We start from the raw sequence: 16,733 nt of genomic DNA on the forward strand, positions 1-16,733 counted from the left end.
CTAGTCCTGCCCTTCGAACTGTTCGGCCTCAGCCGCCGCTTGGGCCGCAGCATCCTGAAGAAGTGGAACCGCCACAGGGGTCTCGAGCCCCAGCACAAATGCACGCCCATAGCCCCACACCTGAAGCACCAGCCGCGCGCACAACACCGAAAAGGCTACGGGCGCCAACAGCTTGGCCGGCCACAAGGGAATACCGATGTCGATGGAACTGTCTCTGCTCCAGAGCGGCGCACCAAAGTCGAAGGACCGGTCGAAATGGGACCAACTGCCCCACACAAGTGCCAGCATCAACACCAAGATCAGAAGGACCGAGATCAGCTCGAACAGCCACAAGGCCCGGCCGTGAAGCCGCGAGATGACGATATCCATGCGGATATGCCCGCCGTCGCGCTGCACAAAAGAGATGCCCAGGAAAGCAATCAGTGGCATCGCCTGTTCGATCCAGTCGACATAACCGGGCAACGGCGCGTTGAACGCGTTGCGCCCGCTGACCGAAACGACGGCCAGAACCATCAATCCAAAAACCGCTATGCCGCTGATCAATGCAAGAAAGCGTTCAAGCTTTAACAAATGCCGGTCCAGCTGGCTTAGACGGCTACCGTCTTCCAGCACCGTGGCCTGTCCTGCCATTCCGGTGGTTCCTTGTTCTTGAAAGTGAACCGGGCACCCGACGGGGCACCCGGTCTAAAAGATCAGTTACCGCCGCGCTGCTGCTTCAAAGTGGTTTGAACCAGATCATACAGGTCTTGCGCCGGCAGCCCCTGTTCCGTCATGTCTGCAATCCATTTCTCTCGGATCGGATCTGCGGCTTTGGTGCGGAATTCCTCGATCACGGCGTCGTCGATCATCACCTTCTGCACACCCTTTTCTTCGAGGACGCTGTCCCACTGTTCGAGCAGACCGCCATAGTTCGCTAGGTAGTGATCAATCGCCTCGTCAATTGAGCTGTCCAGCGCTTCGCGATGCTCGGCAGGCAGTGCTTCATAGGCGTCGATATTCACAACCACGGGACAGTTCACCGTGCCAGGGTTCAGGTTGGCCGTCCACCAATCAGCCTCGTTGATCGTGCCGAAAGACAAGTGTGCATGCTGGGCGAAGGCCACTGTATCCACAACACCCGATTCCATTGCATTATAAGCTTCGGTTGCCGGGACTGAAGTTGGCACACCACCCACAGCCTCGAACGCTTGGCCCAAACCGCCCGTTGCACGGACACGCATTCCGTCGAACTTAGCCAATTGGTCGCGGGGTTCGCCCGTACCCACGATATTATACTGCGGCATGGGCGAGGTCATGATGATACGGGCATTCCACTGCGCCATCTCATCTTTGACCGCCGGGTGATCATATACAGCGTGGCTTACAGCAACCTCTTCTTCAAGATTGTTTACACCAAGGAACGGCAGTTCCAGAACGGTGATCGCCCGGTTCTTGTCGCGGTGATAGCCAGCGCAGAACTGAGCCATTTCAAAGGCCCCGATTTCGATACCATCCAGGTTTTCGCGTGGTTTGGACAGGCCACCATAGCTGACATTGATCGTGAACTCTCCATTTGTCTTTTCGCTGACAAGCTCGGAAAGCTTTTCGACATGTTCCGTAAATGCGCGGCGCTTGCCCCAGACGGATGCATTCCACTCGGTCGCGGCAGCCTCGCTGACAAACGCAAAGCTCAAGGCGGCGACGGCAGCACCGCTCAACATATTTTTCATGATTTTGTCTCCCTTTGGTGCGCCTCTTCCCGAAGCGCTTGCAACGAAGCTAGCGCCAACATTCGGATGTGCCAACCCTCAGGGTCGCATGTGTTCCTAGATCCGAGACCACAAGGAACACCTGGCCAAGTTTGCCGACCGTAGAAACGCGCGAAACCACCAGGAGTAATCGTTACATTTATGTCTCTGTTAAATAGTAATTTATTCAATTTAGACCGTAAATTTTTACAAAAATAAGCAACGCGCCGAAATTTCTTTACAAACAAATCCAAAGATTACGGCAATTTATTTATTTATTTTCTGAACCCGGTAATACTTTGACCGGGGAGGAACGGGATCGACTTTGCTGAACAATCGGGCAAAAACGACCCAACGTAATCCAGTCCAGAGGGAGGAGCCTCAAAGATGACCACCGCTGCCCAGGCAGATGCCAAGACCTATCCGCCATCCGCAGACACTGTTGCTCGTGCACATGTCGATGCTGCGAAATACGCAGACATGTACGCCGCCTCAATCTCTGACCCCGACACGTTTTGGGGTGAGCAAGGCAAGCGCGTCGATTGGATCAAGCCCTTCTCACAGGTAAAGGACGTCAACTACGACTTCGGCTCGGTCAAGATCAACTGGTACGCTGATGGCACGCTAAACGTTTCGGCCAACTGCCTGGACCGCCATCTAAAGACACGTGGCGACCAAACAGCCATCATCTGGGAGCCGGACGATCCAAATGATCCGGCGCAGCATATCTCATACGCCGAACTGCACCGCCGTACCTGCCGGATGGCCAACATCCTGGAATCGCTGGGCGTGCGCAAAGGCGACCGTGTTGTCATCTACCTGCCGATGATCCCCGAGGCCGCTTATGCAATGCTAGCCTGCGCACGGATCGGCGCCATTCACTCGATTGTTTTCGCTGGCTTTTCGCCCGACGCGCTGGCAGCTCGGATCAATGGCTGCGACGCCAAGGTTGTGATCACAGCGGATGAAGCGCCACGTGGCGGTCGCAAGACACCGCTGAAGTCCAACGCGGATGCGGCCTTGCTACACTGCAAAGACAGTGTGAAATGTCTGGTGGTCAAGCGCACCGGTGGTCAGACCACCTGGATCGACGGGCGCGACTTTGACTACAACGAAATGGCGCTTGAGGCGGACGACTACTGCGCGCCCGCCGAGATGAACGCCGAAGATCCGCTGTTCATTCTTTATACATCCGGTTCAACCGGACAGCCCAAGGGCGTTGTGCACACCACTGGCGGCTATCTGGTTTATGCCTCGATGACGCATGAGATCACCTTCGATTACCACGAAGGCGACGTGTACTGGTGCACGGCGGACGTGGGTTGGGTCACCGGCCACAGCTATATCGTCTACGGCCCGCTGGCCAATGGCGCGACCACGTTGATGTTCGAAGGCGTTCCGACCTTCCCAGATGCTTCGCGCTTTTGGCAGGTCTGTGAAAAGCACAAAGTCAATCAGTTCTACACCGCGCCAACCGCGATCCGTGCGCTGATGGGACAGGGCAACGAGTTTGTCGAGAAATGCGACTTGAGCGATCTGCGCACGCTGGGCACAGTGGGTGAGCCGATCAACCCCGAAGCCTGGAACTGGTACAACGACGTCGTTGGCAAGGGCAAATGCCCCATCGTGGACACTTGGTGGCAGACGGAAACCGGCGGTCACCTGATGACCCCCCTGCCCGGTGCACATGCGATGAAGCCCGGTTCCGCGATGAAGCCGTTCTTTGGCATCCAGCCTGTCGTTCTGGACCCTCAGTCGGGTGTCGAGATCGAGGGCAACGGCGTCGAGGGTGTTCTGTGTATCAAAGACAGCTGGCCCGGTCAGATGCGCACCGTCTGGGGCGATCATGAGCGGTTCGAGAAGACCTATTTCTCGGACTATAAAGGCTACTACTTCACCGGTGACGGCTGCCGCCGTGACGAAGATGGTGACTATTGGATCACCGGCCGCGTCGATGACGTGATCAACGTGTCCGGTCACCGCATGGGCACGGCCGAGGTCGAAAGCGCGCTGGTCGCTCATGCCGCAGTCGCTGAGGCTGCCGTGGTCGGCTATCCCCATGAAATCAAAGGGCAAGGCATCTATTGCTACGTCACCTTGATGAATGACCGCGAGCCTTCGGATGAGCTGTTGAAAGAGCTGCGCACCTGGGTCCGCACGGAAATCGGCCCGATTGCCTCGCCGGATGTGATCCAGTGGGCCCCTGGCCTGCCCAAAACACGTTCGGGCAAAATCATGCGCCGTATCCTGCGCAAGATTGCCGAGAACGACTTTGGCAGCCTGGGTGACACGTCGACACTGGCCGACCCGTCGGTTGTCGAAGACCTGATCGAAAACCGTGCGAATAAGTGAGGACGTGATGGACGCTGCCACGATCACCACTCCCGCCGTTCTGATCCTTCTCGGCCCTCCGGGCGCCGGGAAGGGCACACAGGCCCGTATGTTGGAAGAGAAATTCGGGCTGGTTCAACTCAGCACCGGCGACTTGCTGCGCGAGGCTGTCGCGGCTGGTACAGAAGCAGGTCTTGCCGCCAAAGCCGTCATGGAAGCGGGCGACCTGGTCAGTGACGACATCGTCATCGCCATCCTACGCGACCGTATGGCCCAGCCAGATTGCGCCAAGGGCGTCATTCTGGACGGCTTCCCCCGCACTACGGTTCAGGCCGAAGCGCTGGACGGACTGCTTGCGTCGAACAATCAGAAGATCAACGCTGCGATCAGCCTTGAGGTCGAAGACGCCGAAATGGTGATCCGCATCTCGGGTCGCTACACCTGCGCCGGCTGTGGCGAAGGCTATCACGACACGTTCAAAAAGCCTGTCGAAGACGGCACATGCGACAAGTGTGGTCACACTGAATTCAAGCGCCGTGCGGATGATAATGCCGAAACCGTGGCGTCGCGGTTGGCAGCTTATCACGCACAGACCGCGCCATTGATCACCTATTACAAAGGCCATGGCGTGCTGCAACGCACCAACGCCATGGGCAAGATTGAAGACATCGCCCGCGACCTGGAGGAAATCGTCAGCGGCGCGATGAAGTAAGGGGAGGAGATCGGCCGCAAGGCCTTGATCCTTAAAAGAATACTTCAATGAACCGCCTTGGCGGAACAGAGAAGTTTTGCCGGACGTCACGGGGCGTTTGGTACAATCGAGAAGCGGTCCGCGTCACTGGAGGAATTGGGCACGGGCCGCCCAACGAGGAAGCGAAGGAGGAACCCGCGATGGCGGATCATTCAACAAACTCCGCGCAGGCGTCCGAAGCCGATAAGGGCTATTGGCAAGCCAACCTGCGCCTCATTTACATCAGCCTCGCAATCTGGGCGCTGGTGTCGTTTGGATTCGGCATTCTGCTGCGTCCATTGCTGTCGGGGATCGCCGTTGGCGGAACCGATCTGGGCTTTTGGTTCGCACAACAGGGATCGATCCTGGTCTTCTTGGTGCTGATCTTCAACTACGCCTGGCGCATGAACAAGCTGGACGCCGAATTCGGCGTAGACGAAGAATAAGGGAGAGCGGGGATTATGGATCAGTTTACCATCAACCTGCTGTTTGTTGGCGCATCATTCGCGCTATACATCGGCATCGCGATCTGGGCCCGCGCGGGTTCCACATCGGAGTTCTACGCCGCCGGTCGCGGCGTTCACCCGGTCACCAACGGTATGGCGACAGCGGCGGACTGGATGTCTGCGGCCTCGTTCATCTCGATGGCGGGCCTGATTGCCTTTACCGGCTATGACAACTCGACATTCCTGATGGGTTGGACCGGTGGCTACGTGCTGCTGGCTCTGCTGCTTGCGCCTTACCTGCGCAAGTTCGGCAAATACACTGTCTCGGAATTCATCGGCGACCGTTTCTACAGCCAGACCGCACGCGTTGTTGCGGTGATCTGTCTGATCGTTGCGTCGGTGACCTACGTTATCGGTCAGATGACCGGTGTTGGCGTGGCCTTTGGCCGCTTCCTTGAGGTGTCGAACACGTCCGGTCTGCTGATCGGTGCTTGTGTGGTCTTTGCCTACGCGGTGTTTGGCGGGATGAAAGGTGTGACATACACCCAGGTTGCTCAGTACTGCGTGCTGATCACAGCCTACACCATCCCGGCGATCTTCATCTCGCTGCAGCTGACCGGCACGCCGATCCCTGCTCTGGGTCTGTTTGGTGACACCGCAAGCGGTGAGCCCCTGCTGACCAAGCTGGATGCAATCGTGACCGAGCTGGGCTTCAACGAGTACACCGCCCACCATTCGAACACGCTGAACATGGTTCTGTTCACGCTGTCGCTGATGATCGGTACCGCCGGTCTGCCGCACGTGATCATGCGCTTCTTCACCGTGCCGAAAGTATCTGACGCACGTTGGTCGGCTGGCTGGACTCTGGTCTTCATCGCGCTGCTGTACCTGACCGCCCCTGCGGTTGGCGCAATGGCACGTCTGAACATCACCGACATGATGTGGCCCAATGGTGGCATCGAAGGTGGCGCTGTCTCGGTCGAGGAAATCGACACCGATCCGCGCTATGACTGGATGAAAACCTGGCAGAAAACCGGTCTTCTGGATTGGGAAGACAAGAACGGTGACGGCAAAATCCAGTACTACAATGACAAGTCCGAAGCCATGGCTTCCATTGCGGAAGAAAACGGCTGGGTCGGTAACGAGCTGACCAAGTTCAACCGTGACATCCTGGTTCTGGCCAACCCCGAAATCGCCAACCTGCCGGGTTGGGTGATCGGTCTGGTCGCTGCCGGTGGTCTTGCGGCTGCTCTGTCAACCGCTGCGGGTCTTTTGCTAGCGATTTCGTCAGCGGTGTCCCACGACCTTGTCAAAGGTGCGATCAACCCGCAAATCTCTGAAAAGGGTGAATTGCTGGCTGCTCGTATCGCAATGGCCGTCGCCATCGTTGTCGCAACCTACCTGGGTCTGAACCCACCCGGATTTGCGGCGCAAACCGTGGCCCTGGCCTTTGGTCTTGCGGCAGCCTCGATCTTCCCGGCGCTGATGATGGGGATCTTCTCGACCCGCATCAACAACACCGGCGCGGTTGCAGGTATGCTGGCTGGTCTGGTTGTGACCCTGGTCTACATCTTCCTGCACAAGGGCTGGTTGTTCATTCCGGGTACCAACTCGTTCACCGATGCTGACCCGCTGCTGGGTCCGATCAAGTCGACCTCGTTCGGCGCAATCGGTGCGATGATCAACTTTGCGGTTGCCTACGTTGTTGCAGGCGCGACCAAAGAGACTCCGCAGGAGATCAAGGATCTGGTCGAAAGCGTACGCATTCCCCGTGGTGCGGGCGCAGCTCAGAACAAATGAGCTTGATGCGGTCGTTGGTTCTTGCCTTCGACCGCGTCTTTCGATCCACTGTTCCCGCCCAGCACATCACTGGGCGGGATTTTTTAACCAGAACACCGGAGACGACACATGCCCCTGTCCCATGACGAAATAGCCCGGTTTCTGAAATCCGTTCATCCCTATGACGCGTTGCCTTCCGACGCCCTGGATCAGATCGTCAAACAGATCGAGGTCTGGGAAGTTGAGGAAGACGCCTCGGTCTATGAGCTGGGCCACAAGTTACCCGGGGTGTTCGTGATCTATGAAGGACAGGTCGAAATTACCGATGAGAACGGTGCCATCGTCTCTCATCTGGGTCTGCGCAATTCCTTTGGCGAAAGGGGCCTGCTGAAAGACGGCAAAGCCGCCACCAAAGCCCGCGCGCATACGCCGTCAGTTCTAATGGTTCTGCCACCGGATCTGGTCCGGAGTTTGATCGATAACCATGATGTTGTGGCAAAGTTCTTTGACCGCACACGTGGCGACCGCAGTGGTCCGCAAAGCCTGGCTACCAGTTCGATCGACGTATTGATGGCGCATAACCCGGCCACCTGCCCCGCTGACACGTCGGTTCAGGACGCCGCGCGGATCATGCGCGACAAACATATTTCGTCGCTCTGCATCACGGACGGTGAAAGCTTGCAGGGCATTGCGACCCTGCGGGATATCTCGGGCAAATACGTTGCAGACGGCCTACCCGCCTCCACGCCCATTTCTGAAATCATGACCGCGAACCCGGTTACATTGTCGCCCAGCGATATCGGGTCGGATGTGCTGCACATCATGATGGAGCGCGGCATTGGCCATATCCCGATCTCCGAAGGCGGTCGGCTGGTCGGGATCGTGACGCAGACCGATCTGACCCATTATCAGGCCGTGAACTCGGCCGAGCTGGTGCGCCGCATTGCGCAGGCTGACACGGCCGAAGAAATGGCACGCGTGACCGAAGAGATCCCGCAGCTTCTTGTGCAGCTGGTTGCCGGCGGGAACCGGCACGAAATTGTCACCCGACTGATCACCGATATCGCGGATACCGCCACGCGACGCCTATTAGCACTCGCCGAAGCTGAACTGGGCCCGCCCCCGGTACCCTATCTGTGGCTTGCATGCGGGTCTCAGGGACGGCAGGAACAAACCGGCGTATCGGATCAGGACAATTGTCTGATGCTGGATGACAGCGTGACCGATGAAGACATGGCCTATTTCACCAGGTTGGCGAAATTCGTCTCGGACGGGCTGGACATTTGCGGGTACTTCTACTGCCCCGGCGACATGATGGCGACCAATCCGCGCTGGTGTCAGCCGGTGCGCGTCTGGCGCGATTATTTCACAGGATGGATCGCCAAACCAAACCCAGAGGCGCAGATGCTGGCCTCGGTCATGTTCGACCTGCGCCCTATCGGCGGCGCGTTTGAGCTGTTTGCCGACCTTCAGGCCGACACACTGGCAGCGGCCAGAGCGAACTCGATCTTTGTGGCGCATATGATTTCGAACTCGCTGAAACACACGCCCCCGCTTGGCCTGTTGCGCGGGTTCGCCACCATTCGCTCGGGCGAACACCGCAATACGCTGGACCTCAAACACAATGGTGTTGTGCCCGTCGTAGATCTGGCCCGGATATACACGTTGCAGGGCGAGCTGACCGAAGCCAACACCCGTGCCCGCCTGAAAGCGGCCGAGGCCAGCGGTGTCCTCAGCCCGTCTGGGGCTCGGGATCTGCTGGACGCTTACGACCTGATCGCTGAAACCCGCCTGGAGCATCAGGTTCGGCTGGTTAAGTCAGGTGAAAAACCCGACAATTATCTGCCACCGTCCGATCTTTCGGACTTTGAGCGAAGTCATCTACGCGATGCATTTGTTGTGGTAAAAACAATGCAATCGGCGGTTGGCCACGGCAAGGGTATGCTGGGCTAAGACCCCCTAGAACGGAGAGACCACATGTTTCTGGAATTGATCGGCACTATCTTTGCGGGCTTCGCGTTTGCGGGCGTCGTGCTTGTGCTGAACAAGCTGACCGGTGGGCGCTTGCCGAAATGGACCACTCCGGTTGCGGCGGGTCTGGGCATGATCGGCATGACCATTGCCAGCGAGTATTCCTGGTACGACCGCACCCGCGATCAACTGCCGGATGAAATGGCCATCGTGCAAGAGGTGGAAAGCCGTGCTTTCTATCGCCCCTGGACATACGCGGTGCCCTTCGTAGATCGTTTTGCCGCCATTGACACGATATCGGTTCGCAGCAATGAAAATGTTCCAGATCAAAGACTTGTCGACCTATACTTCTTTGGCCGCTGGGCTCCAGTTTCAAAAGTGCCGGTGGCTGTCAACTGTGTTGAAAATAGCCGCGCCAATCTAGCAGACGGTGCTGAATTCGCTGATGATGGTCTGTTGATTAACGCGGACTGGATTTCAGCCGAGGCCAACGATCCAATCATCGAGACCACCTGCGGGGTCTGATCATGCTCACCAATTTGAGCCTTAGGCTCAGGATTTTTTTGTTCTTCTGCTTGCTGGCATTCGGCGGGATTGCGATCAGCGCAGTTGCGCTGTGGATTTCCTATGCCCGCGCAGGAAATCCCGACCTTTTGGGTGACTTCATTTTTGCAGAAATCCTGATCGCGTTTGGGCTGCTTGCTTTGATCGCAGGTGTCTGGCTGCTGTTTGACGACAATATTGCCAAGCCAATTGAACGCCTGTCGGCCCAACTACGGGCCCGAGCGCATGCCGGGGTCAGTACGGATCTGGACATGCAGGCTGCGCGCTATCTGGGGGATCTGGCCCCCGCAGCGGCAGGTCTGGCGGAACAACTGGCGTCAAACGCCATGCGAACCGCCGAAGCCGTAGCATCGGAAACCGCGTACTTAGCAGCAGAGAAACAACGTCTCACCGCCCTGCTGACCGAGATACCGGTCGCTATGTTGCTGGCCAGCCCAAAGCATCAGATTGTGCTGTATGATGGTCAGGCCGCCGAGGTTCTGGCCCAGATTGCACATCCTCGACTGAACGCGTCGCTTTTCGAGTACATCGAGGCCACAGGCCTGACGGATGCCTATGCCAAAATGGGAAAAACCGGCAAAGACGTTTATTGTACGCTGAACAGCGTAGATGGCCGGCAAACCTATTCTGCGCGGATGAAGCCCCTGGGCGACGCGCCCGGCTACATGCTGGTCTTCGAAGACAGTGCCGCCCAAATGTCCCCTGATGAGGCGCGGCCTCTGGTTTACGATTTTGAGCTGCTCGACACGCCAGGGGATGACGCGTTTGAAAATCGCACCTTGTCGGATCTGTGTTTCGTCGTCTTCGACACCGAGACCACCGGGCTGCTTCCTCATAAAGATGAAATCGTTCAGATCGGCGCGGTGCGCGTGCTCAACGGCAAGATCGTTCAGGGTGAACATTTGGACATGCTGGTGAATCCGGGCATCCCGATACCACCTGCTTCGACCAAAGTGCACAAGGTCAGTGACCGTATGGTTCAGGGCGCACCCGACATCACTGAGGCCGGGCGCGTATTTCATCAGTTCGCCCGCGACGCGGTGATCGTGGCGCATAACGCACCCTTCGATATGGCGTTCCTGCGTCGTCACGCCAAGCGGATGGAGGTCGAATGGGATCACCCGATCCTCGACACGGTTCTGCTGTCTGCCGTGCTGTTCGGAGCCAGCGACACACACACGCTGGACGCGCTGTGTGAACGGCTGGAAATCACGATCCCCGAGGCCCTGCGCCACACTGCGCTGGGCGATGCGGTCGCCACGGCCGAAGCGCTGGTCAAGATGCTGCCGATTCTGCAGGCACGCGGCATGACGACCTTCGGTGAAGTCATAATCGAAACACGAAAACACGGGCGCTTGCTGGAAGACCTGAACTGACAGCTTAAATTGCAAGCAGCAGTCAGCTTTTCATGGACAATCCGAGCCTCGCGTGGCACCTGATGCGCGGCCAAGGAATACGCGCGCAATGACCGAAAAGACTTTCATACCCACCCCGGAACAAAGCCCGGCCTTTCGCGAGGCCCTGGGGTGTTTTGGCACCGGTGTCACTGTGATTACCACGCAAACCGAAGGTGGACCGCGCGCGATCACCGTGAATTCCTTTGCCTCGGTCTCATTGGACCCTCCGCTGGTGTTGTGGTGTCTGGCCAAGGAATCGTTCCGTTTCGACGCTTTCAGCAGCTGCGAACACTATTCGATTCATGTGATGGCACAGGATCAGCAAGAGCAGGCGCTGCTCTTTGCGCGTGACGGCACAGACTTCTCACATGCAGATTGGACTGAGGATGAGACCGGTCGCCCGCAATTGACCCAATGTCTGGCGCGGTTCGATTGCCGTCTGCACGCGCGGCACGACGCTGGTGATCATCTGATCATTGTGGGACAAGTGGAACAGGTTATGTACCGCACAGGAAAGGGCCTGATTTTCAAACGCGGCCAGTTCGGCGGGTTTGTCGATCTGATCTAGTCGTCGAGGGATCCATGAACTGCCAAAGCCTCAAGCTGCGCATCCTGCGGCGTGATCACACGATAGGCTTCGTGCACGCCAGTTTCAGACAGTTCTCTGGCCACGGTCAACAGCGTGTTGGGCGCATGATCTTCGCACAGCTCTGACATATGATCGACTTCCGCCTGCGCCACGCCAAGCGCTGCCTCAACTGAAGGCGCACCATAGAACTGCACAAAATGGTCGGCCAGATTGCGGGCGATCTGATCTTTCTCTGCCGGTTCGATCTGCGTCACGGCCACAAATGTCACGCGGCCAAAGGTTTCAAGACCCAGCCAGCCATTCGCAAAGGCCTGACGCGCCTTGCCTTCAAGATCTGCATCGCTCCAATTCGAGAACTCGAACCCGCCAGACACACACCATTCCCCGGTGCGCGCCGGAGAATGAAACACGTTCATGTCGCTTTCGTCGAAGTGAATTGCTCGGGCCAGTTTCATCTTCCGTTCTCCAACACTTCGGTCAGGGGACGCAGGTGCGTTTCGGATCCGTCCCGGATCAACATTCCAAACCGTTCATCCGTACCCAAAAAAACACCGCCATGATCCAGCGGATCTCCTACACCGCGCAGCAAACCCATCCATTCAGCGTGCAGCGGCGCGTTACCATCTTCCTGCCAGCGGTTCAGCCAGGTCAAAGTATGACGCGACCAGCTTTCTACCAATTGTGTGGCGGATACGTCTGCACATCCCTCGTCGTAAAGCGCGGTGACATCTGGTGTTTCACCCGGGGCCTCGCTGGTTTGCAGCAGCGCCAGTTCCCAACCTACGATCAACCAGTCCGGCTCCTGATCAGCGGACACATCCGAAGAGGTCACCCGAAACTTCCCGCATTTTGCGCCATTCACGCAGATCAATCCGTCCCAGCCCAAATGCACAGCAACCTCTGGCGGGGCCAGAGCGCCCAGCGCGTTCTGAAACCCTACGGCACACAGTGGCAGCATTGCCATCGCGTCCTGCAACGGCACCTCAGGCGCAAAGACGATGGCAACGCGCAGACGGTCGGCCTGAATGTTGTAAACGACCGTTCCCGCGTCGCATCCCAGCGCGGCCATTGCCTGCGCCCTGTCAAACGGGTCTTCCCCACCCTGAACCGGGTGACCCGTCAGCAAAGGGGGAAAGACCGGCTGGCTCATGCGAAACCGTTTGAGATCAGGTCGCGTGCGATCTTGCGGAACGACTCGGCCTGTGGACTATCGGGCTTGCTGACCACGATGGGCGCGCCTCCGTCAGCGGCCACGCGGATGTCCAGATGCAGTGGGATTTCACCCAGCAGCGGTACACCCAGAGATTCCGCCTCGGACGCAACACCGCCATGACCAAACACATGTTCTTCGTGCCCGCAGTTGGAGCAGATATGGGTCGACATGTTTTCGATCATGCCCACGATCGGGGTTTTGAGCTGATTGAACATATCGATCCCCTTGCGGGCGTCGATCAAAGCCACGTCCTGCGGGGTTGAGACCACGATGGCACCGTCCACCTGGAACTTCTGGCTCAGCGTCAGCTGCACATCGCCCGTTCCCGGTGGAAGGTCGACGATCAGAACGTCCAACGCGCCCCACTGCACCTGCCCCATCATCTGTTGCAATGCGCCCATCAACATGGGTCCACGCCAGACAACAGCCTGACCTTCGTTGGTCATCAACCCCATGGACATCATGGTCACGCCGTGATTGCGCAAAGGCAGAATGGTTTTGCCATCGGGGCTGGCCGGGCGACCGGACACACCCAGCATCCGGGGCTGCGACGGACCGTAAACATCCGCATCCAGCAGACCGACGCGCCGTCCTTCAGCGGCCAGCGCACAGGCAAGGTTTGCAGAGACAGTGGACTTACCGACACCGCCCTTACCCGAAGCAACAGCAATAATCCGATCAACACCCGGAACGGCCTGCGGCCCGGTTTGCGACGGTTTGGGTTTCGGTTTCAGATCCGGCGGAGCCTTGTCGGAATGCGCGGTCATCATCGCCGATACATTGGCCACACCGGCGACCATCTGCGCGGCTTTCTCGGCCGTCGCTCGCACGGGCTCCATCTTTTCCGCGTGCTTTGGATCAATCTCAAGCACAAATCGTACGGTATCACCTTCGACATTCAGCGCACGCACGATACCTGCGCTGACAATATCTTGACCAGACACCGGGTCAGTGATCTTTTTCAGGTTCGCCAGAACCGCGTCACGAACACTCATGCCTTGCCCCCTTCGATATGCCCGTGTGACAGGGGCGTGCGTGTCACCAAATTCTGGTCGCCGCTCATTGCATGTGTCTCCGTCTCTTTCAGTTTATTTGACGCACCGCGCCCTGCCCCGTTAGGCTGAGCCATGCGCTTTGTCCTCTTGTGCCTGAGCCTCACGTTCTCTGCCACCCCCTCCTTGTCTCAGGAGGCGATTGGCCTTGCGGCCCCGGCCGAGGTGAAAGACTCGGGTCTGTTGCAACATATTCTTCCTCGCTTCTCTCTCAAGACCGGGATTCGCGTTATTGCGGATGACACAGGTGTTATGGTCCTGAATCCCGCTCCGCCCGGCGATCCGGTCTTTGCCCGCGATGATGTGATCTACCATCTGACCATCGAAGACAATAAGCGGCAGGCCCGCTTTCGCGATTGGCTGCGTTCGGATATTGGAAAGCGCACCGTTGAAAGTTTTGCGCCAGCACAAGGCGCGCCCTTTACCGCCAGCTTCGATCTGACGGTCACTGAGTCGGAGGAAACCGTTGACGGTAATACCGTGCTTGGCGAAGAACTGTCGATGACCCATTGCGGACGATGCCATGTGATCGGACCCAAAAACCGAATGAACGGGCTGGGCTCGACCCCATCGTTTGCCGTCCTGCGCGCGATGCCGGACTGGTCCGAACGGTTCGAGGCTTTCTTTGCTCTCAACCCCCATCCTGCGTTTACACAGATCGACGGACTGACGCCGCCATTTGACCCCGAGCGCCCTTCTCCGATCCATCCTGTTCAGATGACTCTGGACGATCTCGATGCAATCCTCGCGTTTGTCTCGCGGATGAAAGCCGCAGATTTGGGGGCTCCGCTGCAGCTTCAATGATCTTTTCTATCTGAATAATAATCGTCAGTCGTAACGACCCGTGGTTTAGGCTTTGACTGGAAGGGATTGTCCTGCTGCTGAAACTGCACCTTAACCCGGCAATTGTCGCACATCTGGATCATCCGCGCCTGATCCGAACTGGCAAACATCGGGTGTGTGCCCGAAAGCTTTTCCATGATCCGCTCCACAGTGGATTTCACCCCAAACAACGCACCGCATTCAACACAAGCGAAAGGTTCTTCTTCGTTGAGTACCTGCTGGGACAGGGCCGCATCGCTCAGATCAAGCTGTGGAACCAAAGTGATTGCCTCTTCGGGGCAGATCGTCTTGCACATTCCGCATTGCAGGCAGGCATCCTGCTGAAAGTTCAGCTGCGGCTTGTCCGGATTGTCGATCAAAGCCCCTGATGGACACAGCGACACACAGCTGAGGCACAGGGTGCAACTGTCCGTGTTCACTGCAACCGCACCATAAGGCGCGTTATCGGGCAGTGGCAATGGAGTGTCTGCCTGCGGATTTAGCGCCTGCGCGGCCAAGCGTGTGATCTGTCGACGGTTCCCCAATGGAAGAACCGGTTCGGCCAAAGGTTGCGGCACGTCTTGACCATAGAGCAGATCAGACATGGCGTCCGGATCAGCCTCATCAATCAGTCCAATCCCATCAGCGCCTGCGATCGCGCGCGCCAGAGCAATCTCGTGGTCCAGCGAATCCCGTTCGGTTGTGGGTGCAAGCAATACATCCACACGGACAAAACCATGCGCCAAAGCGGCAAGCATCTCGGCGTGGCCAAAACCGGATATAACATTTAGTTCCAGCGGGATAACATCCGAAGGCAAACCACGACCAAAGCGCGCAGCCAACCGGATCATCTCTGCCCCATGCGCATCATGAATCAAAAGCCGGGGCGCGGCCCCTCCTGCTCGTCGATAGGTGCGCGCCAGGACGTGCATCCGGGACAACAGCGCCGAAACGGTCGGATCCTCGTAAGTGATCGCCGTCGACGGACACAGTGCGGCACACGCACCGCATCCGGCACATACCATCGGGTCGATGCTCACATGCTCACCCGCTGGTGTTATCGCCCCGGTCGGGCAGATATCCAGACAGTTTGTACAACCCACCTGTTCCGCCCGTGAATGCGCACACAAGGATTCTTCCAATCTCACGTACAAAGGCTTTTCAAAGGTACCAACAAGCTGAATGGCCTCAAAAGCCAGGCGTTCAACGGCCACCACGTCTTTTGGATCAGCCCTCAGATACCCTTCGCGCTTGTTGGGGGCCTGGACGAACGGCGCGCCGCCTGTCAGGTCCAGAATAATGTCGCAGGCAGATTGTGCTCCGTTCCTGGGCTCGGTCCAGGCAAAGGCACCACGCCCGCCCGGCACGACCTGTTGCACGGCGTCCAGACGCAGTGAAAACCCGCCCAGCGCCCCTGACACGGACTTCACCCGTCCGCGTACCACATCGAAAGCGCGCGAGGTCGGCTCTGCCTGATCCGTAGCCAGAACAGTCACGGCCAAAGTTCCCACCAACTTCTCAGCCAGATCAAAACCCACCGCGCCGGGGCCAACGATGAAACAAGTTCCTTCGCTGATAACATCGACGCTGGGTGTGACGGGCTGCGGCAACAGCGCCTCAGCCGCCAGTGCAGCCATCTTTGGCGTTGCATCCGTACCCTGTTCAGACCAACCCGCACGGTCGCGTAGGTCGAAGAAGCCAGGCACGTCGATATCCAAATCTTCGGCAAGGGACTGGAACACGTCCTGCTCTTGCAGGCAGGCGATCACGGTATCTCCGTCTTGCATCAGTTCGGCAGCAGATTGCAGTTGGGTCGTGCAAAGCGCCGTATGCACCTTAGAACAACTAACACCACAGGCGCTTTCGATCCTGTCGGGATCCAATTCCTGAGTTCCTGCGCAATCGCATAGCAGTAGTTTGGTGCCCATTTTCCCTCCCGCGGGATGCTCTCCCCATCCCATGAACCTTAGGCTGTACGCACATCCCGGCAACTTCAACCCCCTGCCGTGCGCAGTTATTTACCCCTCATTCGCGCAGAAAATCGAAGGAAACAAACGCGTTTTCGGCTCCGTTCACGCAGTTGCGACCAAAACATACGACCAAAGTCTAAGG

The 16,733-nt window shown here is 57.8% G+C and carries 16 protein-coding genes; 9 read left to right on the top strand and 7 right to left on the bottom strand.

All coding sequences use genetic code 11. From position 1 onward, the window contains the following. Nucleotides 1–630, bottom strand: coding sequence for a TRAP transporter small permease (locus GOV85_RS02040; RefSeq protein ID WP_171174525.1), 630 nt, complete (start codon nucleotides 628–630; stop codon nucleotides 1–3). Between the two features lie 62 nt (nucleotides 631–692). Continuing rightward, on the bottom strand, nucleotides 693–1,709 hold the full coding sequence (gene dctP, locus GOV85_RS02045) for a TRAP transporter substrate-binding protein DctP (protein ID WP_171174527.1): 1,017 nt from the start codon (nucleotides 1,707–1,709) through the stop codon (nucleotides 693–695). 405 nt (nucleotides 1,710–2,114) lie between these two features. Between dctP and acs the strand changes: the two genes are divergently transcribed. From acs to GOV85_RS02085, 8 genes are all read left to right on the top strand, one after another. Then, nucleotides 2,115–4,079, top strand: a complete 1,965-nt coding sequence (acs, locus tag GOV85_RS02050; RefSeq protein ID WP_171174529.1) for an acetate--CoA ligase — start codon at nucleotides 2,115–2,117, stop codon at nucleotides 4,077–4,079. Between the two features lie 7 nt (nucleotides 4,080–4,086). Next, nucleotides 4,087–4,770 carry an adenylate kinase gene (locus GOV85_RS02055; RefSeq protein WP_171174531.1) on the top strand — a complete coding sequence of 228 codons (684 nt, stop codon included), beginning with the start codon at nucleotides 4,087–4,089 and terminating at the stop codon, nucleotides 4,768–4,770. 179 nt (nucleotides 4,771–4,949) lie between these two features. Further along, on the top strand, nucleotides 4,950–5,234 hold the full coding sequence (locus tag GOV85_RS02060) for a DUF4212 domain-containing protein (protein ID WP_171174533.1): 285 nt from the start codon (nucleotides 4,950–4,952) through the stop codon (nucleotides 5,232–5,234). A gap of 15 nt (nucleotides 5,235–5,249) precedes the next feature. After that, nucleotides 5,250–7,034 carry a sodium:solute symporter family protein gene (locus GOV85_RS02065; protein ID WP_171174535.1) on the top strand — a complete coding sequence of 595 codons (1,785 nt, stop codon included), beginning with the start codon at nucleotides 5,250–5,252 and terminating at the stop codon, nucleotides 7,032–7,034. A gap of 108 nt (nucleotides 7,035–7,142) precedes the next feature. Further along, nucleotides 7,143–8,966: a DUF294 nucleotidyltransferase-like domain-containing protein gene (locus GOV85_RS02070; protein WP_171174537.1), complete on the top strand. Its 1,824-nt coding sequence runs from the start codon at nucleotides 7,143–7,145 to the stop codon at nucleotides 8,964–8,966. 24 nt (nucleotides 8,967–8,990) lie between these two features. Then, nucleotides 8,991–9,509, top strand: coding sequence for a hypothetical protein (locus tag GOV85_RS02075; RefSeq protein WP_171174539.1), 519 nt, complete (start codon nucleotides 8,991–8,993; stop codon nucleotides 9,507–9,509). A 2-nt stretch (nucleotides 9,510–9,511) separates the two neighbouring features. Continuing rightward, nucleotides 9,512–10,924 (top strand): exonuclease domain-containing protein, encoded by a 1,413-nt coding sequence (locus tag GOV85_RS02080; protein WP_171174541.1) that lies wholly within the window; start codon nucleotides 9,512–9,514, stop codon nucleotides 10,922–10,924. An 88-nt stretch (nucleotides 10,925–11,012) separates the two neighbouring features. Next, nucleotides 11,013–11,513 carry a flavin reductase family protein gene (locus tag GOV85_RS02085; protein WP_171174543.1) on the top strand — a complete coding sequence of 167 codons (501 nt, stop codon included), beginning with the start codon at nucleotides 11,013–11,015 and terminating at the stop codon, nucleotides 11,511–11,513. On the opposite strand, the gene GOV85_RS02090 is transcribed toward GOV85_RS02085, so the two are convergent. Genes GOV85_RS02090 through GOV85_RS02105 form a run of 4 tightly spaced genes read right to left on the bottom strand, consistent with a single transcriptional unit; the run spans nucleotide 11,510 to nucleotide 13,876 of the window. Continuing rightward, a complete protein-coding gene (locus GOV85_RS02090; RefSeq protein WP_171174545.1) occupies nucleotides 11,510–11,989 on the bottom strand; it encodes a DUF6505 family protein in 480 nt (159 codons plus the stop codon). The two genes, GOV85_RS02085 and GOV85_RS02090, sit on opposite strands and share 4 nt — an antisense overlap. Beyond that, nucleotides 11,986–12,684 carry a biotin/lipoate--protein ligase family protein gene (locus tag GOV85_RS02095; protein WP_171174547.1) on the bottom strand — a complete coding sequence of 233 codons (699 nt, stop codon included), beginning with the start codon at nucleotides 12,682–12,684 and terminating at the stop codon, nucleotides 11,986–11,988. Before GOV85_RS02095 ends, GOV85_RS02090 begins: the two co-directional genes overlap by 4 nt. Further along, nucleotides 12,681–13,742, bottom strand: a complete 1,062-nt coding sequence (locus GOV85_RS02100; protein WP_171174549.1) for an Mrp/NBP35 family ATP-binding protein — start codon at nucleotides 13,740–13,742, stop codon at nucleotides 12,681–12,683. The genes GOV85_RS02095 and GOV85_RS02100 overlap by 4 nt, the downstream gene beginning before the upstream one ends. Beyond that, on the bottom strand, nucleotides 13,739–13,876 hold the full coding sequence (locus GOV85_RS02105; RefSeq protein ID WP_171174551.1) for a hypothetical protein: 138 nt from the start codon (nucleotides 13,874–13,876) through the stop codon (nucleotides 13,739–13,741). The genes GOV85_RS02100 and GOV85_RS02105 overlap by 4 nt, the downstream gene beginning before the upstream one ends. Between GOV85_RS02105 and GOV85_RS02110 the strand changes: the two genes are divergently transcribed. Continuing rightward, nucleotides 13,875–14,603, top strand: coding sequence for a hypothetical protein (locus tag GOV85_RS02110; protein ID WP_171174553.1), 729 nt, complete (start codon nucleotides 13,875–13,877; stop codon nucleotides 14,601–14,603). The two genes, GOV85_RS02105 and GOV85_RS02110, sit on opposite strands and share 2 nt — an antisense overlap. On the opposite strand, the gene GOV85_RS02115 is transcribed toward GOV85_RS02110, so the two are convergent. Further along, nucleotides 14,597–16,549 (bottom strand): 4Fe-4S binding protein, encoded by a 1,953-nt coding sequence (locus tag GOV85_RS02115; protein ID WP_171174555.1) that lies wholly within the window; start codon nucleotides 16,547–16,549, stop codon nucleotides 14,597–14,599. The genes GOV85_RS02110 and GOV85_RS02115 overlap by 7 nt on opposite strands. Between the last annotated feature and the right edge of the window lie 184 nt (nucleotides 16,550–16,733).

This window comes from Ruegeria sp. HKCCA4633, assembly GCF_013034605.1.
Classification (GTDB): Bacteria; Pseudomonadota; Alphaproteobacteria; order Rhodobacterales; family Rhodobacteraceae; genus Ruegeria.